The organism is Xylanibacter sp., assembly GCF_057607445.1.
In genome coordinates, this window is the sequence record NZ_DBLZAX010000011.1 from 1 (window position 1) to 19,564 (window position 19,564).

General features: G+C 40.5%; 15 protein-coding genes. 2 read left to right on the forward strand and 13 right to left on the reverse strand.

Features of this window, described 5'->3' with window-relative positions; genetic code table 11:
- Positions 1 to 169: 169 nt before the first annotated feature.
- The 6 genes from ACZMIG_RS09495 to hisC all read right to left on the reverse strand — a co-directional run bounded on the left by ACZMIG_RS09495 (position 170) and on the right by hisC (position 7,445).
- Positions 170 to 1,456: a radical SAM protein gene (locus ACZMIG_RS09495; RefSeq protein ID WP_487889475.1), complete on the reverse strand. Its 1,287-nt coding sequence runs from the start codon at positions 1,454 to 1,456 to the stop codon at positions 170 to 172.
- 91 nt (positions 1,457 to 1,547) lie between these two features.
- Entirely contained in the window at positions 1,548 to 1,781 is a 234-nt protein-coding gene (locus ACZMIG_RS09500) for a hypothetical protein (protein WP_487889476.1), read from the reverse strand.
- Between the two features lie 309 nt (positions 1,782 to 2,090).
- The gene (locus ACZMIG_RS09505; RefSeq protein ID WP_487889477.1) at positions 2,091 to 2,477 is read right to left on the reverse strand and encodes a hypothetical protein; all 387 of its coding nucleotides are present in this window, start codon (positions 2,475 to 2,477) and stop codon (positions 2,091 to 2,093) included.
- Between the two features lie 168 nt (positions 2,478 to 2,645).
- Positions 2,646 to 3,368: a hypothetical protein gene (locus ACZMIG_RS09510; RefSeq protein WP_487889478.1), complete on the reverse strand. Its 723-nt coding sequence runs from the start codon at positions 3,366 to 3,368 to the stop codon at positions 2,646 to 2,648.
- A 99-nt stretch (positions 3,369 to 3,467) separates the two neighbouring features.
- Positions 3,468 to 4,394, reverse strand: a complete 927-nt coding sequence (locus tag ACZMIG_RS09515) for a hypothetical protein (protein WP_487889479.1) — start codon at positions 4,392 to 4,394, stop codon at positions 3,468 to 3,470.
- 2,016 nt (positions 4,395 to 6,410) lie between these two features.
- Positions 6,411 to 7,445 carry a histidinol-phosphate transaminase gene (gene hisC / locus ACZMIG_RS09520; RefSeq protein WP_021854980.1) on the reverse strand — a complete coding sequence of 345 codons (1,035 nt, stop codon included), beginning with the start codon at positions 7,443 to 7,445 and terminating at the stop codon, positions 6,411 to 6,413.
- Between the two features lie 271 nt (positions 7,446 to 7,716).
- Here hisC and ACZMIG_RS09525 point away from each other — a divergent pair, with 271 nt between their 5' ends.
- Complete coding sequence (locus ACZMIG_RS09525) at positions 7,717 to 8,937, forward strand: MltF family protein (RefSeq protein ID WP_418874797.1); 1,221 nt, start codon at positions 7,717 to 7,719, stop codon at positions 8,935 to 8,937.
- A 326-nt stretch (positions 8,938 to 9,263) separates the two neighbouring features.
- On the opposite strand, the gene ACZMIG_RS09530 is transcribed toward ACZMIG_RS09525, so the two are convergent.
- From ACZMIG_RS09530 to ileS, 5 genes are read right to left on the reverse strand one after another with little or no spacing between them, the layout of a single operon-like run.
- On the reverse strand, positions 9,264 to 9,515 hold the full coding sequence (locus ACZMIG_RS09530) for a hypothetical protein (protein WP_487889480.1): 252 nt from the start codon (positions 9,513 to 9,515) through the stop codon (positions 9,264 to 9,266).
- Between the two features lie 3 nt (positions 9,516 to 9,518).
- Entirely contained in the window at positions 9,519 to 10,505 is a 987-nt protein-coding gene (locus ACZMIG_RS09535; protein ID WP_021854977.1) for a DUF4296 domain-containing protein, read from the reverse strand.
- Positions 10,502 to 11,134, reverse strand: coding sequence for a lipoprotein signal peptidase (locus ACZMIG_RS09540; RefSeq protein WP_021854976.1), 633 nt, complete (start codon positions 11,132 to 11,134; stop codon positions 10,502 to 10,504). Before ACZMIG_RS09540 ends, ACZMIG_RS09535 begins: the two co-directional genes overlap by 4 nt.
- Positions 11,135 to 11,515 (reverse strand): TraR/DksA family transcriptional regulator, encoded by a 381-nt coding sequence (locus ACZMIG_RS09545; protein WP_021854975.1) that lies wholly within the window; start codon positions 11,513 to 11,515, stop codon positions 11,135 to 11,137.
- Positions 11,516 to 11,546: 31 nt separating this feature from the next.
- Positions 11,547 to 14,978, reverse strand: a complete 3,432-nt coding sequence (gene ileS, locus ACZMIG_RS09550) for an isoleucine--tRNA ligase (protein WP_287604663.1) — start codon at positions 14,976 to 14,978, stop codon at positions 11,547 to 11,549.
- A 340-nt stretch (positions 14,979 to 15,318) separates the two neighbouring features.
- On the opposite strand from ileS, the gene ACZMIG_RS09555 reads away from it, so the two are divergent.
- Positions 15,319 to 16,236, forward strand: coding sequence for an esterase-like activity of phytase family protein (locus ACZMIG_RS09555; protein ID WP_487889481.1), 918 nt, complete (start codon positions 15,319 to 15,321; stop codon positions 16,234 to 16,236).
- 689 nt (positions 16,237 to 16,925) lie between these two features.
- On the opposite strand, the gene ACZMIG_RS09560 is transcribed toward ACZMIG_RS09555, so the two are convergent.
- The gene (locus ACZMIG_RS09560; protein WP_487889492.1) at positions 16,926 to 17,792 is read right to left on the reverse strand and encodes a glycoside hydrolase family 25 protein; all 867 of its coding nucleotides are present in this window, start codon (positions 17,790 to 17,792) and stop codon (positions 16,926 to 16,928) included.
- A 93-nt stretch (positions 17,793 to 17,885) separates the two neighbouring features.
- Positions 17,886 to 19,526 carry a diphosphate--fructose-6-phosphate 1-phosphotransferase gene (locus ACZMIG_RS09565; RefSeq protein ID WP_287604563.1) on the reverse strand — a complete coding sequence of 547 codons (1,641 nt, stop codon included), beginning with the start codon at positions 19,524 to 19,526 and terminating at the stop codon, positions 17,886 to 17,888.
- Positions 19,527 to 19,564 lie beyond the last annotated feature (38 nt).

Below are 19,564 nucleotides of genomic sequence, written 5' to 3' on the forward strand. Positions count from 1 at the left end.
GCACGCATCACAGCCATGCCTTCTTTGTCTACAACACGGCCAGTCATGCCATACTTGTTTTCCTGAGCGCCCGAACCTACAGATATCAAGGCGAAAATTATGAAAAGCAGAAATCTCATACCTATATTTTTTGTATTAATACATATAGATGTTAAACATAAAATATTTTTCAGATTGTATGCTGTTGCTGATGTATTTTATTCCTGATGGTATTTAGCATAAATGCCTTTGCCAAATCTTTATGACATTTGGGCGTATATCCTTCGATCTTTTTTTGTATACATGCGATTGAGAAAAAACAACTTGGCAATAGTTCACATTCCATACACTCTTTTCTTAAAAATGGCGATTGGGTAGTATAATACTTATAATACATATTATTAGGTAAAAATTTTCCGTCAGCGTTAATCTTACCAATACAGTATTTTCCGTTATAATCGCGTGCTGTACATTTGTAAACATCCAAATTATAATTTATAACAAATTGTTCCATATTTTCAACGTAACAAACAGAGCAGCGATACAGAAATGATTTTTTATCAATATTATTATTGTAGCCTTTTTCATGTGCCTTGTTCTTAAGCTCAAGCACTTTATTTGAAAGTGAATCAAGTTTTTTACTTTCTTGCCATACAATTTGTGGGGACACATGTATAAAGTTTCTTACATCTTTGTCAAAAGAATCAAGTATTGATTTTGCGTTATCAATATTGGCTTCAGTATAGTTTATCCGTAATTCGATATTTGGATTTTTGATTATTTTACAAAGCGTATGTATGTTTCTAACAATTATATCATAAGAATCTTTCATTGATGGCGAGAATCTTACTTTGTTATGGTGCTCTTTGTCACCATCCAGGGTTATCTGAAATTGACGTAAATTTATCTCATCCATTTTCATTGCCATGTCATCATTTATCAGACTTCCGTTTGTCGTGATAATATTTGAAAATATTATATTATTACGTTCACACCATTTTTTTAATATTTTAGACAACGGATAAATTATTTGCGAAAATCTCAAAAGAGGTTCTCCTCCAAACCAGTCAAGAACTACATTTTTTATATTGTTGTTTTGTATTTCTGATTTTATAAAACGAAGAATAGATTTAGCACTTTCCTTTGTCATCAATGATGCTTTATGGTCTTCGTAACAATACCAACATCTAAAATTGCAGCTAAGAGTTGGAATAATTGTTATTCGTAATAATTTGCTGTTGTAACGGCTTATCAGATTTCCATAACGTATACCACATGTTTCATCAATGTCGTCGTTAATGATAAAACCGTTATTTTCTAATGTCTTGCATATCTCTGCCGGCAATATTTGTAAGTTCTTATTCTCCAAAGCAGAGTATAATTCATTGTCAATCTTCAACAGAGCATTGGATATTTGATTAAAAATATAATGCTTTTCTTGATCTTTATAAAAAATGGTATATTTGCTCAACTTCATAGTATTACTTTTTAGATTAAATTTATTTGTTTAGATACGTCTGTTATTTTTTATAACAGACGTACCTTAATTTTGTTATTAAGAGTTCAATTTACTTACCATCACCTGACCCTGGATTGACGATAGGTTTGTCTGGTTTAGGCTCATTTTTATCGTCAATTTCACCTTCACAAGTGCATAAGAAACCATTTGAATTTCCGTCACCGGTGCATTTACATACTCCTCCATTGGTATTGTTTCCTTGTACACCCGTTCCACCTGCAATTTCTGCCAATTGTTCAACGTTTAACAATTCGCCTTCAGTTATAATTCGTTCGATTTTCATAATTTTAAGAATTAAAATGTTATGTTTTCCTTAACACTAATATAAACATTTTGTCGACTTAAACATTTATATGTGCTTTTTGTACAGAGGTTTCAGGTTTTTGCCTCTATATATTAACGGACTTTATGATCGGCCATTCCATTTAATCCAGTCGCTATATTATTATGTACCTTTTCTTTATCATCATTATTAATCAAATCTTTAGTTAATCAACTTATAGCATGTTAAACTTAATCTCAACTAAGATTCGTAATGTTATTTAAAAGTTGATTTAAATTTGATATTATGTCGTTTATATTTTTCTAAATTTTATTCTATCTCAATTTCACAATAATATATGTATTTGCCGTCATCTAACTGCAGTTCATAAATGCCTTGCATATCAGCTGGCAATTCCACTTCGTTGGTTCCAGCCAGTATATCCATTGAATAGATGGCGATGTCATTGTCAACCAACCTTAAAACGATATTATTAAACTGTCCAAATAAATATAATGTATTGCTACATAAGCCTATTGACGGACCTTTTATCGGAGTGTATAAAGGCGGAGTTCCATTTTGGTCACTGTCAAAACTATTATCAGCCTTTACATGCAATTGTAAATAATCCCCGTAAAAAGGAATATCGACAGATTGTGCCGATGTGTGTGCTGTAAATGCCATAACGGCAAACATTATTAATAATAACTTTTTCATAATATTTTGGTTTTAAATTCAATCGCAAAGTAACAGAATTTGGAAAAAGGTTGCAAATATTTTAAGAGTTGATTTTTCACAAGTTTTTCACAAACCTGCAAAAAAAGGCAGTCCGCCGTTGTGAAAAAATTTCACAACGGCGGACTGCCTGTATAACTAACTATCTGATTATAAGGATTTTATGTATTTGTCGAAATCTTTTGGCGAGCCTTCGTGTCCGGTCATCTTTACGAGAAGCCTTTTACGTATGTTTGAAATGTTAGACGAAGACGAATCTGTAAGTATGCATATTTCAGCCGGCACAAAGTTGAGTCTTATAAGCAGGCAAATCAGATATTCGTTGTCGTTGAGCGTATTTTCCCATTTGCTCAACGGCTTATAGTCTCTGAACATTTCCTTAAGCAGGCCTGAATCTTCTTTGCCGATACGGCTGTGTGTCTTTCTTGCATACTGTTTTATCCGCTTGATCACCGGTTTGTCTTCAAAGACCATACTGTCTTTTATGTCTTTAAACTTATCTTCATATTCAGCACGCAGCACTTCTATCTCTTTTGTCTTTTCTTCAATCATCCTGTTTACTTCGGCATGCAGGCCGCTGTTGATGCTTTCGAGCTCTGTTTTGCTCATTTCAAGCTCATTTATTTTGCGTTTATATTCTTTTATCTCGTTAACTCTTGCCCTGCGTTTCCTTATTATATATGTTCTCACGGCCAGTGCCCCGCCAATGGCTGCAGCCATGATGGCCATAATTATGATTATGCTGATATATTTTGTCCGCAATGCGTCTTTCTCAGCCTCTTCAGCATTCTGCCTGTATCTGTTATAGTTATACATTGCCTGCATCTGCTGGAGATGTTCGGTTGACATACGGGTATAAAAAGAATCTGTCATCTGGCGTGTTAATTCAGAATATTTTGCAACAGAGTCAGGCCGATGAAGTTTTTTGTATAATTCAGTAAGCCCCTCGTAGCTGTATCCAAAATCATTAGGCTAATTGGATGTTGTCTTCAGGCACTTGTCAAAGCACAGCCTTGCAGAGTCATAGTCGTTAATGCTAAGATAATAATATCCTTTAATTGCATAATGCACTTCCAGGCCTTTTTTAATGTTGCCATATTTATCAAATCTTCCGCTCATTTTTTCATATACATCCAAGGCATGCTTGGCTTTTGATATGTTTCCGTTTTTTGCGTAAATGTCAATAAGTGGCCCTAAAGAGTAGGCTGCTTCTCTTTTATATCCGTATTTGGAGTAAAGTCCATACAGCTTTTCGCGTATGCTGATGACTGAGTCTATTAAATACTGTTTAGAATAAATATTTGCCTTCTGTTCGTATGTAATAATAGCACTTAAAGTGTCTTTTGCCTTCATTGCGTATTTAAACGCCAGGCTATTTTCGTGGAAAGCGTCGCTTATGGCACGCTGATTTTTTAAAATCTCTGCCGACCATACGTGTATTCTGTGCAGTGTAAGAAAGTCGCAGCTGCTGTCAGTGGTGTCTGCCTTTGCTGCCGCTTCATGAAAATACTGCAATGCCATGGGGGCATCCTGACTTCTTTGATATACGCATCCAAGGATATAGTATGCGAGCATACGTTCGTTAGAATCTCCGTGCTTGTCAAAATAGTCGGCAATGTCTTTCAGCGAGTCGGTGCTCATGGGCATTATGAGTTTATTTCTTACTTTAGCCTTTAGCAGCAGCAGCTTCATTTGCCGGCTTTTGTTCATTGTGCTTTCTCCCTCCAGACTGTCAATAAGCATCGTCGCCCTTTGTGGTGCCGCCTCGCTCAGACTGTCTGCCGCAGCAATATCTCTGTCTGCCGCCTGCTGTCCGCAAGACACAACAGATAATAGTGTTGGCACTATAGATACGGCCAATAAAAGGCCGCCCGTTATGTTGGTTATAATTCTCTTCATCGTTTTAAATGGTATTCGAGATGCAAAGATAATATTTTTTTTGAGTAGTTAAAGGAGTTAGAGTAGTTAAAGGAGCTTGTTTAAGTGAAGAACGAAGAGTGAAGAGTGAAAAATTCGATACTTCACTTAACCGCCTGTAGCCACAAGACAAATGTGCCGGCTGATTTGTAATCTGCCGGAATTGAATATAAGGATTTTAATCCGCTTGCTTCCTATTTTAATTTTTGTATGGATTTCGGATCACAGATCCTAATATTTAATGCTGTCGGATAGCATATCCGACAGAACAATAGTCTTGTTGTTTCTTTTCGTTTCAAGCCGCAAATTCTTAGGATTTCTTGTTGGGCATAATCTACTACTGGGCATTTGGATTTTTCGTTTTTCACTTTTCATTTTTCACTTAACCGCCTGTAGCCACAAGACAAATGTGCCGGCTGATTTGCAATCTGCCGAAATTAAGTATAAGGATTTTAATCCGCTCACTTCCTATTTTTATTAATAGGTATGAGTTTTGGATCACAGATCCTAATATTTAATGCTGTCGGATAACATATCCGACAGAACAATAGCCTTGTTGCTTTCTAATGTTTTTATAGTTTCCAAGCCGCAAATATCGCTTGTACAATTGATTTGAACCAACAAAGCTAATGTGCCGGCTGATTTGCAATCTGCCGGAATTAAGTATAAGGATTTTAATCCGCTTACTTCCTATTTTTATTTTAGATATGAATTTCTAATCAAAAAAATAGCTATTAAGGTATGAGTTTTGGATCACAGATCCTAATATTTAATGCTGTCGGATAACATATCCGACAGAACAATAGTCTTGTTGCTTCTTGACGTTCCAAGCCGCAAATTCTTTGGATTGCCTTTAATCAGCAGTTCTTGCTTTAAGTAAAAACTTAGGACAAAATATTTTTTCAATCTGGAAAATCAAAAGATAACGGATGTTAATTACTCGGTGCAAAAATTCTAAATGGTTAACATTCGTTTGCTTATCAGGATGGATAACGAGGCAAAAAACATGGATTTTGAGCCGTAAAAGCATGGTTTTAGAGTGATTAAAGGGCGCTTTTGAGAGTATAAGTCGGCCACTTTTGGAGCGTAAACGGCAGAGTAATATTTTTTAACTATTAAGGTTTTGAGCTTAAAACGGTATAAGAAATTGAATGACAGAGACTTAACCGTAAAGTCTGATTTTTGCCGTTTTTCACGCCAAATCACAGACTTGCGATGAACATCGCTATTCTGAGAGCGTCAAACGGACAGAAAATGTCAGAAATATTTACAAATAAAGAAACGTTATTAAGTGAAAAACGAAAAGGGGAAAAGTGAAAAATCCGATACTCTTGAGGATTTTTATTTGGGATTAAATTGGTTAAAGCCAAATCTGTCATTAGACTGCACATTGCTTTAACAATTTAGTGCCTTTATGCTTTGAGCCGTATTTGGGTTTTCTATTGGCGCAAGGAGCTAAGAGAAATTAAAAATTAAAAGTTAAAAATTAAAGATGAAAAACGCCTGACGGAAGTGAAAAGAAGGGGCAAAAGTGCAACTAAAAATGAGAACTTAAAAATTAAAAGTTAAAAATTAAAGATGAAAAACGCCTGATGGAAGTGAAAAGAAGGGGCAAAAGTGCAACTAAAAATGAGAACTTAAAAATTAAAAGTTAAAAATTAAAGATGAAAAACGCTTGTCGGAAGTGAAGAGAAGGAGCAAAAGCGCAACTAAAAATGAAAACTTAAAAATTAAAAGTTCCGTAAGCATCCGTATTAAATTGGTAAATTGTTATTCGTCTTTAAGAATAAAAAAAGCAGGATGATATAAGAGTTGGAAGCTGTAGGGCGTCTGAGGCTATGTATCTATTCGTGAAATAAAAGCGGACAGGCCTCGGCTAAATGCAGCCTGACGCCTGTCCGTATTATCTGTAGTTGTTATACCTATTTAATAAAAATCATTGTTCATTTAAGCGATGTTGCATATTGATTGACGCGTACATCAGGCCTGAGTATCCGGTCAGTATTGTCTCAGGGCCGACAGCAGTTCGTTGTTTTCGCTCTTGCTGCCTATGGTTATGCGCAGGCAGTTGTTGCAAAGATGCACGTTGGCTCTGTTTCTTACAATCACGCCATTGCTTTTAAGATAGTCGTAAATGGCCTGTGCATCGTTCATCTTGGCAAGGAAGAAATTGGCATCAGTAGGGTATATCCGTTCGCAGAAGGGCAGCAGTCTGAACGCCTCAATCATTCTGCCCCTTTCAAGCAGTATGGTCTTCACCCATTTGTCGACCTCGTAAGGCTCTTTGAGTGCTTCGATGGCCTGCCTCTGCGTCAGTGTGCTTATGTTGTAAGGATGTTTCACCTTGTTGAAGATGTCTATTATATCCTTTTGCGCAAAAGCCATGCCTAGCCTTATGGCCGCACATCCCCATGCGTTGCTGAAGGTGTTGAGCACAACAAGGTTAGGATACTTGGCAATATCGAGCCGCAGCGGCCGCTCTGAAGAGAAATCAGAGTAAGCCTCGTCGACCACTACAATGCCCTGAAACTCGTTTATCACTTTGACAACCTCATCGCGCATGATGTTGTTGCCGGTAGGATTGTTGGGCGAGCATATCCATATGAGTTTAGTGGTGTCGCTGCATGCATGGAGCAGCCTGTCGGCTGTAGTCTGATAATTTTGGTCAAGTTCAACCGTGCGGTATTCAACATCGTTGATGTCGGCGCAGACTTTATACATGCCGTATGTAGGTTCTATGGCCACAACGTTGTCTCTGCCAGGGCATGTAAAGCAGCGATAGAGCAAGTCGATGGCCTCGTCGGAGCCGTTGCCGAGAAAAATCTGCTCGGGCCTTACGCCTTTTATTTTAGACAGTCGGGCTTTGACTTCGGACTGTTGCGGATCGGGATATCTGTTGTAAGGCGAGTTATATGGATTCTCGTTGGCATCGAGAAACACCTTTGCTGCTGTTGCGCCGCATTCGTTGTGTGCGCTGCTGTAAGGTTTCAGGTTCCATATATTTGGCCGAGTTAATTCTTTTAATGGCTTCATGGCTAATTTTGTCTTATGTTCTTTATTATTATTGTGATGGCATCATGTGTGCGTTTGTTTGAGCTTATCCTGGTGTATGATAGGTCAGGCAGATTTATAGTATCGTCAAACAGGCGGCTTTAGACAATGCTGCAACTCACAATATAATTTATAAATTAATTAAAAATACATGGCAAAATTACTTCTTTTTAAGCATATCTGCAAAAATCGTTGTACTTTTGTATCCGATTTGCTGCAGATTGAATTTTATCTGCGTTTTTATTATGAAAATATGTACCAACCGTTAAGATTATTACTGACAGCCTTGCTTGTGGCGGTGATGCTATCGTGCGCAGAAAAGAAGAAAGAACCCCTTGTTACGCCATGGGGCGAGGTGCAGACAGACACAATATTGCCTAATGACAACTTTACTGTAAGCGACATTGTCGGCAACGGTGAACTTATAGCACTGACGCTGACCGGTCCGGAGACATACTATGATTATCGTGGCAGAGGTATGGGCGCGCAATATCTTTTGTGTGAGAAGTTTGCACAAAAACTTGGAGTGTCGCTGAGAGTTGAGGTGTGTAAGGATACGGCAGAGATGGTTAAGCGTCTGCTTGCTGGCGACGCAGACCTTATAGCTTTTCCGTTGCCTAAGAAGCTGGCACAGAAAAACAGGCTTATTGCCTGTGGCGCCGGTGTTGACTCTCTCGGTGTTCAGTGGGCGGTAGACACGGGAAACAAGGAACTGGCAGACAGTCTGAACAGCTGGTACAAGCCAAACATGCTTGCCGACATAAAGAAGGAAGAAAGCTATCTGCTGTCGTCAAAAAGCGTAAAGCGACATGTATATGCCCCCTTCCTTAACAGGGCCGGCGGCGTGATATCTCATTATGACCCGTTGTTCAAGAAATATGCTCCTGTTGCAAGATGGGACTGGCGCCTGATGGCTGCACAGTGTTATCAGGAGTCGTGCTTCGATCCTCAGGCCAGGTCGTGGGCCGGTGCCCGAGGACTGATGCAGATAATGCCCGGTACGGCTTCGCATCTCGGACTGGCAATGTCGGATATTCATGATCCGGAGAAAAACATAAGTGCGGCAGCGCGCTATATAAGCGAGCTAAACGGATATTTCAGAAATATCCCGAGCGCAGCAGAGCGGCAGTTGTTTGTACTGGCTTCATATAATGGCGGATATTTCCATGTTCAGGATGCTATGGCTCTTGCACGCAAGAACGGGAAGAGTCCTCACAGATGGCGCGACGTGGCGTATTATATTCTGGCCCTCGAGCAGCCACAGTATTATAACGATCCTGTGGTGAAGCATGGATATATGCGAGGCTCGGAGACGGTTGATTATGTCGACCGCATCCGCCAGCGTTATGCACAATATAGAGGAGTGCCTTATGGAGGAGCTTCTGTCAAGGGGTGGAGTGGCGGATCTTCGGCTCCGTCATTCAGTCCGATGACTCCACGTAAGGCAAAGAAACGCCATCGGTTTCATATCTGATGCAGTAGAAGTGAAGCAATGCTAAGCCGTAATTATACGGCAAAGGCTTGCCTTTGCCTGTTCTTTTGCCGAAAACAGTTATCAGGCAGCATGCGGATCAATGACTGATTGGGGGTAAATCCAGTGTGAGGATATCTATGGTTGAAAGTCTGATTTACTGATATCTGCTGTTATCAGAATGGTTTCATGATATCTGTAAATCCTTGGGAATGAGAGATAATGGTTTTATAAGAATTTGTGTGGCAAATGACGTCAATGATTATTTGTCTGCAAGTGATAAAGCTAGTCAATCATATAGCCTGCAATAAATATATTTCATCTACGGTTCAGTAGCTATCTTGTGTCAGCAGTTTTCCGTCCTTGTACGCCCTTAAACATCCTTCAGCGTCGTCAGACAATGTTATTGTGCCTCCGAGCCATTCGGTAAACGGCAGTTCTTCTGTGAGCGGGTAATAGTTTTTTACAATGCTGCCTTCAATCTCGATGGCATATTGTATAAATTCCTTGCTGCCGAATATAATTCTGTTTGCTGCTATTCGCCTTGGCATATATGTAAGGGTGTAAATTGTTTTGTTCAACAATTATTGTGCTTTAAGCTTTTGCGGTGTAGGTGCAATGCGTCTCATTTGCACAGGCTCGTTGGAAATTGAGCGTACAGGGATTGCCGGTTGGTTGGCCGGCTGTTTCGGCTTGCTTACAGAGTCGGCGCGTTTTACCGTATTAGTTCCATTTACTCTTTTTAGAGTGTCTCTGTCTGTTACGCTATTGTTGCTTGTGCTTTGCGGTTTAGTGCGTCCGTTGTTGCGCATGCGTATGAGTCTTATTCTGTCTATAGCCAATAGGTTAAGGGCATTTTTGTTTTGATCAGATAAAGATTTGTTCAGATACACAAATCCCCTTATGGCTTTAATTCCGTTATTCTCAGTATCAGCAATGCTGATGCTGTAATTGTTGTTTGATGACAGATGAATAACGCTGCTTGCTATGCTGTCGTTCTTGAACTGTACGGCAAGCATGGCAACTCCGTCTCTGACACCTTCTTTGAAGATAAAGTTGCTGTTGAAGCTGAAAATGAGCTTGTCTCCTTCATGATATGTGCTGTCTGCCGTAATCTCGAACGACATAGTGTTGTACGGAGCGTTAGGCATCAGAACACACGACGACACACCTCTCCACATGTTAGATGTATCTTTTACAGATGTCAGATCTCCATATTTGCTTATGTCGTTAGCTGACGCTCCTAGTGCCAGGGCTTCATCGCTTAGGCGCTTTGACAGATTTTCGTATATTTTGTGCAGTCTGTCAGCATGCCGTACATAATAGACAAGCGAAGAATCGAACTCGGCCTGAGTTATTCCGTATTTCTTTAATACTGCCTGACGGTATAATGTCACTTCATACTTTTTCTCGTCTGAACCGTCATTGTTGACCATTGCATCCGCTAAATGGTAATCATACAATATATCCTCGAACTCGTCTGGCTGAAGGTATTTCCCAGGTACTTGAGGCTTGCATGAAAAAATTATCAGCAAGAGAGATATCAGCAGGAAACTTGTATTGATTTTCATTTTCGGCTAAATGATATTTGTGAGAGTTCTGTACGGCAAAACAGCAGAAGCAGAATTACGCCAACGCTGATGCAGGCGTCTGCAAAGTTAAAGACAGGACTGAAAAAGATAAATTCGTCTCCACCCCAAAATGGAACCCATTCGGGCCATGTCGTTACTATCAGGGGGAAATAGAACATATCAACCACCTTACCCATAAGGAATGGAGCATAGCCATGGCCAAACGGAACCATGTATGATACATAATAGGGTGACGAGGCGTTGAATATCAGCCCATAAAACATGCAGTCGATAAGATTGCCTATGGCACCGGCAAGCACCAATACCAAGCAGGCAAGATAAAATGTCCTGACATTCTTTTTTATCTGCCTGTAGATGTAGACGCCCAATACGCTAATTGCTACAATACGAAAAAGGCTGAGAACCAATTTGTTTATTATAGTCATCCCATAAGCCATACCGTTGTTTTCGATAAAGCTTATATAAAACCAATCAGTAATCCTGATGCTTTCATGCAGACACATACTGGTTTTGACCTCAATTTTGATTATTTGGTCAATAACGAGAAGTATAATAACTGCAAATATGGCTATCAGCCCTTTTCTCTTATGTGTACTAATACTTTTCATTTAGTGATTTCTGGCATTCTTTGATGCAACGCTTAACGTCGCATGAGGAACGGCACGCAGGCGTTCTTTCGGTATAAGCTCGCCTGTTATACGGTCTATGCCATACGTTTTATTTTCTATTCTTATCAGTGCTGCTTCAAGTCCCTGGATGAACTTCTGCAGGCGACTGGCTTGCTGAATAAGCTCTTCCTTGGTCTGTGTGGCACTTCCTTCTTCCAATATCTTGTAAGTAGGAGATGTGTCCTCAACGTCATTACCGTCGGCATTCATAAGCGTTTTCATCATTTTGCTGTAGTCGCGGCGTGCCAATTTGAGCTTATCGTTAATTATGCTTCTGAACTCTTCGAGCTCTTCATCGCTATAACGTGTCTTTTCTGCCATAATATATAAATTTTAAAGTTAATATTTGAGGTTAAACTTTCTCAACCTTGATGTTTGCGTCAAAGTCATCGAAGTTAGTGTTCACACCGTCATTATCAGCCAATGTTATTGAATCGGCCAGTACTTGTCCCTTGATGTAGTCGGCAAAAGCTTTGACTGCTGTCTCGATTTGGGCGTTTGGAGCAATAGTAACGTTAATTCTGTCAGTTATCTCCAAACCGCAGTCTTTGCGCAAGTTCTGAATGCGGTTGATCAGTTCGCGGGCCATACCCTCGTTCTTAAGCTCTTCGTTAAGTTCTATTTCAAGAGCTACAGTGAGGTTGCCTTCGTTTGCGACAAGCCATCCCGGAATGTCCTCACTTATAATCTCAACGTCAGTAGCTTCAACAACAACCTCCTGCTCGTCGACATTTAAGGTGATTTTTCCTTCTTTCTCAAGAGATAAAATTTCTTCCTGGCTCAGATTTCCCATTTGGGCAGCAATGCCTTTCATGAGCTTACCGAACTTCTTTCCCATTGTACGGAAGTTGCACTTAACTTTCTTGACCAGAACGTCTGAGCTTTCTACAAACTTGAGCTCTTTTACGTTTACCTCATTGATTACAAGGTCTTTAATTGCCTCGATGTGTCTTCTCTGACTTTCATCTGTTGCAGGTATCATTACTGACTGTAACGGCTGGCGAACCTTTATGTTGACTTTACGACGGAGAGCCAAAACCATAGAGGTGATCTTTTGTGCCATCTCCATTCTAGCCTCGAGGTCTTTGTCAATAAGACTTTCGTCAGCAACAGGGAAGTCTGTAAGATGTACTGACTCGGCTTTATCGCGTCCGGTAGCATTCTCAAGATCTTTAAACAGCTGGTCTGAGTAGAAGGGTGAGAATGGTGCCAGAAGCTTGGCTATTGTTTCCAGACAGGTATATAATGTCTGGTAAGCAGACAGCTTGTCGCTGTCCATCTCCTTGCCCCAGAAACGTTTGCGGTTAAGACGAACATACCAGTTGCTCAAATCATCATTTACGAACTCGTCAATCATACGACCTGCCTTTGTCGGCTCATAGTCAGCCAATGAGGCGTCTACGCCTTTTATGAGAGAGTTGAGCTCAGACAATATCCAGCGGTCTATCTCCGGACGTTCTGCAACCGGAATTTCTGCCTGTGAATAGTCGAAGCCGTCAACGTTGGCATACAGGCTGAAGAATGAATATGTGTTATATAATGTTCCGAAGAACTTTCTGCGCACTTCGTCAACGCCATTGGGATCGAACTTAAGGTTGTCCCATGGAGCTGAATTGGTCAGCATATAGAAACGTACTGCATCAGTGCCATATTTCTCGAGTGTTTCAAATGGGTCAACAGCATTACCGAGACGCTTGCTCATCTTGTTGCCCTTAGCGTCGAGCACAAGACCGCTTGAAATGACGTTCTTAAATGCAACATTGTCAAACACCATAGTAGCTATTGCGTGCAGAGTGAAGAACCATCCACGTGTCTGGTCTACACCTTCATTGATAAAGTCGGCAGGGAATGCCAGATTCTTGTCTATCATGTCTGCGTTTTCAAACGGATAGTGAATCTGTGCATAAGGCATACTTCCTGAGTCAAACCAAACGTCTATAAGGTCGGTTTCGCGCTTCATAGGCTTGTTGGTCTTACTGCAAAGTATAATGTTGTCGACATAAGGTCTGTGCATGTCTATCTTGTCATAGTTGTCCTGTGAATAATCACCGGGCACAAAACCTTTGTCCTTTAAAGGGTTGCTTGCCATGAATCCTGCTGCAACGCTCTTTTCTATTTCGTCATAAAGCTCCTGCAATGAGCCTATGCATATCTCGTTTCCGTCCTCATCGCGCCATATTGGGAGCGGAGTACCCCAGAAACGGCTGCGGCTCAGGTTCCAGTCGTTAAGGTTCTCAAGCCAGTTGCCGAAACGTCCTGTACCGGTGCTTTCTGGTTTCCAGTTGATAGTCTTGTTCTTTTCAACCATGCTCTCCTTGCATGCAGTTGAACGTATGAACCAGCTGTCAAGAGGATAATACAGCACGGGTTTGTCTGTACGCCAGCAATGCGGATAGCTGTGTACGTGCTTTTCTATCTTAAACGCCTTGTTTGCAGCCTTTAAGTCCATACAGATAGATATGTCGAGAGTCTCGTCTTTATCTGTAAGATTCTCGTCATAAGCATTCTTTACGTATCTTCCGGCGTATTTGCTCCATGCATCCTTGTTGACAAATTTCTCAACGAAGTCAGTGTCTAAGTCGTCAATAACGTAGTATTTGCCTTCGAGGTCTACGATAGGGCGATGTTCACCTTTCTTTGTTATTAGCACTATTGGCGGCACACCGGCTTTTTTAGCCACATTAGCATCGTCGGCACCAAAGTTAGGAGCGATATGAACGATACCTGTACCGTCCTCAGTTGTTACGTAGTCACCAGGGATTACACGGAATGCACCATCAGTCATAGGCTTGATCATGGGCAGAAGCTGTTCGTATTTCATGCCGACGAGATCAGAACCTTTGTAATGGGCAACTATTTTATAAGGTATAACTTTGTCACCTTTTTTGTAGCTTGCCAAATCGTTGTTCTCGTTCTTTGTATTGAAGTATGAAGGAACAAGAACCTCTGCCAATACAACTGTTTCCGGCTCACCTGTGTATCCGTTGTATGTCTGTACGGCAACGTAGTCGATATTTGGGCCTACGCACAATGCAGAGTTTGCGGCAAGTGTCCATGGAGTAGTAGTCCATGCCAAGAAATACGGCTTACCCCATTCTGTCATTTCAGGCTTCGGGTCAATGATAGCAAACTGAGCTGTTACTGTGGTGTCCTTAACATCGCGGTAGCATCCTGGCTGATTGAGCTCGTGACTTGACAGACCGGTGCCCGCAGCCGGTGAGTAAGGCTGGATGGTGTATCCCTTATATAGAAGGTCTTTGTCATAAAGCTGTTTCAGAAGCCACCAAAGAGTTTCTATATATTTGTTGTCGTATGTGATATAAGGATTGTCAAGGTCAACCCAATAACCCATCTTCTCTGTAAGTTCTCTCCATTCTGCCGTGAACTTCATGACGTTCTCACGGCATTTCTTGTTGTAATCTTCAACAGAGATGTATTTCTCAGATTCCTTGTTGTCGATGTCTGCTTTGGTTATGCCAAGTTCTTTTTCAACTCCAAGCTCTACAGGAAGTCCGTGGGTGTCCCATCCGGCCTTGCGGTGAACCTGAAATCCTTTCATGGTCTTATAGCGGTTGAAAGTGTCCTTTATAGTACGTGCAAGGACATGATGTATACCCGGATGTCCGTTTGCCGAAGGGGGACCTTCAAAGAATACAAATTGTGGACATCCCTCACGCTCTGTTATAGATTTTTGAAATACGTTATTCTTGTTCCAACTATCAAGCACAACCTTGTTCGTTTCTGTCAGATTCAGACCGTTGTGCTCGGCAAATTTTTTGGCCATATTGATTCTGTTATATAGTTTACTATTTGAGGCGCAAAGTTATATAAAAAAATTGTCATAACAAAGAATTATTTTAAAGTTTCATTTTATTTATAGTGCTTTTATACAAGATTTTAATATAGCATTTTGTCAACTTAAAGAATTTTTCTTGTTACATTTGCACTTGATTATAGTCTTCTTGAATTGATTGACTAATTGGCATTGTGCCGTGTGGTAAATATAATTAAGATTAAAGATGATGAGTAGAAGATTGATTTCAGTAATACTGATGACTTTGTGTCCGACTTTGTTTTGGGCTCAGACAGAGTTTGTTAAAGACTGTGGGCAAAAAGCATTTCCGATGAAGGTCCCTGCCGGAAATTACAGCGGAATAACACCTGTGGGCGGCAATGAATATGCTGTCGTTTCGGATAAGTCTGCAACAGACGGATTCTTTGTATTTCGAATAGATGTTGATTCTGTATCGGGAGAAATTAAGGATGTTACGAATTTGGGCTTCAAAGGCGACTCTTTACGTAATGCTGACTGTGAGGCTATTGCGTATGTTCCTTCAACGGGAACGTTTTTCATTAGCAGAGAGTCAGATAATGTTATTGGTGAATATACGGCTGACGGCAAGGCTACAGGCCGCAGTCTGAATATTCCGGATGATTATAAAAAATGTGTAGGCAATTATGGCTTTGAGTCATTGGCGTATGATGAGGAGGCACACTTGTTTTGGACCATAAATGAGGGCACAATGAATGGTGACGGTGAGTGTGCCACTTCGCTGAATAAGGTACGTAACGTGTTGAGACTTCAGGCGTTTGATGAAAAACTTCAGCCGGTGAAGCAGTACGCTTATCGTATGGATGAACCTATGGCAAATAAAAAATCGAGCAATTATGCAATGGGAGTAAGTGAATTGACTGCACTTGGTGACGGACGCCTGTTGGTACTTGAGCGTGAATTCTTTGTTCCAATGTTAAAGATTGGGGCTTTTGCTCAATGTAAATTATATGAGATTGTTCCTGAAGATGCAGAACCATTGTCCTCGGGTGAAGCGATTGGGGCTGATACAAAGTTTCTGAACAAACGGCTGGTATATTCCTTCGTTACCCGCCTTTCTCTCTTAGACTGGTCAGTTGCTAATTATGAAGGAATGTGCTTAGGCCCTAAGTTGGCTGATGGCAGCAGGACGCTTATTCTCGTCAGTGATTCGCAGGACAATTATGGAGGTGTCCTGAAAGACTGGTTTAAGACTATAGTAATACGTTGACGGGTAGGGCGCTTTTATGAACGTTATTTAGAAAACTTTTTGATTTTGACGCATTCAGACTTGCCATGTTCCGAATTTTTTGTGTATTGCCTTCAGAAAAAGAATAAAATGACACGTAAAATGCAATGCATTGTCTGTCAGTGTCTTATGCTGTTCTGTTGCAGTAAACGTATTCTCCGATAGCCAGAATGTTATGATTTTTTGGAGCAAAACCTATGGTTTTAAAGGTGAAAAGCATAGGTTTTGCTTATTAATTGCATAGATTTTGTCGCGTTAAAGTGCCTGTTTCGATGATATTTTCAGGCTTATTTGTCAATAAATGCATGGATTTAGGCAGGTTTACGCTAAAATTTCTCTCATTTTTATAATGATTAAATTCTATTTTAGAGAAAACTTTGAACATAAATTAGTAATATTTATTGACATTATTTCTTTGTCGTTCTTTATTTAGACAGCTACGTTTTTTATCCAATATTATGGTTTGCAGGTGCGCATGATGACTTGTATATTTAAGTAAAATCATTTTCATTATAACGCATATTGTTCTAATTATACAAGTTTATTTATTCTTTTCCGGCCGTCTCGGTATAAGCTTTTTTGACATAGCCTGCTGAGCATATGAAAAATCAAATGCCAATATGTTCAAAATTAAACAGCAATTCAGCTAAATCTTAATATAAGATTTCTGTTTAATCTTGTTCATATCCAATGGTCAGTTTGCGCAAGTCGTAGTAACTTCCGTTATAAATATTGAAATCAACATATCCTTTTATGCCCGGCAGACGTCCGGCATCAGTATGCTGCCAAAATTTCCATTCGCCCGTATATTCAATTTTGTCGACATAATAATGCGCAATCCAGTAAGGGTAGTCGTTGAATACAGGTTCATTGAGATATGTCGTCTTAAATTTATAATATGTGTAAATAATCGGCTTGACATGGTATTTGTCTTCAATAATGTGAAGCCATGTAAGTACATCGCGCTGAAAATCCTCAAGGCTTACATCCTTTGGCTTGTGCTCAATGTCTAATACGGGAGGAAGGTCTCCGTCTTGCAGATATACATTGTTTAAAAAGAAATATGCCTGTGAGCGTGCAGACGACTTGTTGCTCCAAAAATGATATGCTCCGCGTATGAAGCCATATTCTTTGGCCTGTCTGAAGTTTTCTTTGAATTTCGGGTCAATGCGGTCTGTGCCTTCTGTTGCTTTTATCAATATAAATCGTATCGGGCACTTCTCAATCATTGCATTCTGCAAAAGTTCCCAGTCAATGTCTCCCTGATAATGGCTGATGTCAATACCTCTGATTTCGTACCCCTCGGGATATTTCGCATCACCGTATATGGCTCTCCATCTGAACCCGAATGGCCCGACGAAAAAGTAATAGAAAAAACATACGTATAATGCTACGACGCCAAGTCCGCCCAACCACCATGCCCATCTGGGATATCTGTGAAAAAATGATGCCCTGGTATGAGAACGCCTTTTTTTGCCACATCTGTTAGTTGATGTAGTGTGCCGATTGTAGGTGTTTTTGTTTCTTGTACCAGTCATCATCTAAAAATAAAAAGAATGTGTAAAGGCCATGCCTTGTCAGCATTTACAGGCAAAACCGACCTTTACACATCTTTTTCGTATTATTGTATATTATTCTTGTTCTAACTCAAGAGTCTTTGTTGTGCAGTCGCAAACTTCAGAAGGACCCCAATACTGGATAGGACCAGGGTATATGAAGCTTGTCTCGCGTGCCCATTTGTCACGTATCTTCTCGAATGCCTTGAACGGTTTGCCGTCAAGTTCAACGAGAGCTTTGCGGATTACAGGCTTCATCTCGCCATTTCTGCGCTCCATGTTCATCATCATGGTGATTGGCACACCTCCGGCTCTCCACTCGTTTGTGGGCTTTGTTGTGTTTTTGATTATAGCCATGTATCCTGTCTTTCCGTTTGCAATCAGTTGAGCAGCGCTTGTTCCGAGTGCATAGCAGTAATTTGTGTCATAGTTAGAAGGAGCTGCGCAACGTCCCTCGTATCCGAAGAAGTGGTGCAGACATGCGAATTTGCCCTTGTATTTACCTTCTTCTTTCCACTGCTCAAGTTTTGCGTCGCACATATCAGAAAGAAGTCTTTCTGTTTCTATGAGAGAAACTTGAACGTTTCCGTGAGGATCACGGTCGAGTGAAAGCTGGCGGGCAACGTTAGCAGGCAGTGTGGCAAATGTCTGCTTGTTCTCTTCGCTCAGGTGAGCGAGTATGTATTCGCGCTGTGCCTCTTCGTCAAGTCCTTTGTAGTCATTGCCGTGAGCAGCCAAGAGGTCGTTCAGCTCTTCGATAAGTTTTCCGATTGAAGGAATAAATTCGATAAGACCTTCAGGTATGAGGATAACTCCGAAGTTGAGGCCTTGCTCTGCACGGTAGGCTATTACATTACAGATATTCTCAACAATTTGGTTAAGAGTCATGTTCTTAGCCTTAACCTCTTCAGAGATGATACAGATGTTAGGCTGGCACTGCAGGGCGCATTCCAGTGCAATGTGGCTGGCAGAACGTCCCATCAGTTTAATGAAGTGCCAATATTTCTTAGACGAATTACAGTCGCGCTCGATATTTCCGATAAGTTCAGAGTAAGTCTTTGTTGCGGTGTCAAAACCGAATGATGTTTCAATCTGGTCATTCTTCAAGTCACCGTCAATGGTCTTGGGGCATCCTATAACCTGTACGCCATATTTCTTTGCTGCATAATATTCGGCAAGGACACATGCATTTGTGTTAGAGTCGTCACCGCCAATTATAACAAGAGCTTTAATGTTGAGTTCGCGTATAATTTCAAGACCTTTTTCAAATTGCTCAATTTTTTCAAGCTTGGTGCGGCCTGAACCAATCATATCGAAACCGCCAGTGTTGCGATAATCGTTGATATAGTCTTCTGTGATTTCAATATACTTGTGGTCAACCAATCCGCCAGGGCCGAGGATGAATCCGTACAGCTTGTTGTTGGGGTTGAGACGCTTGATAGTGTCAAACAGACCTGTTATGACGTTGTGTCCGCCGGGAGCCTGACCTCCACTAAGAATAACGCCCACATTCATTTCGCAAGTCTGTGTCTCGTTGCTGGGTTCAAATTCCACAACCGGCATTCCGTAAGTGTTGGGGAATAATTTTTTGATGTCTTCCTGATCGTCCACACTTTGTGTTGGAGCACCCTCTTTTACTTTTACAGAACCTTGAAGTGATGTCGGCAATTTTGGTGCGTAGTCAATTCTGGCTTTCTGTAATGCACTTTTTTCCATAATACCAAAATTAAATTAATATAGTTAGTTATAAATAT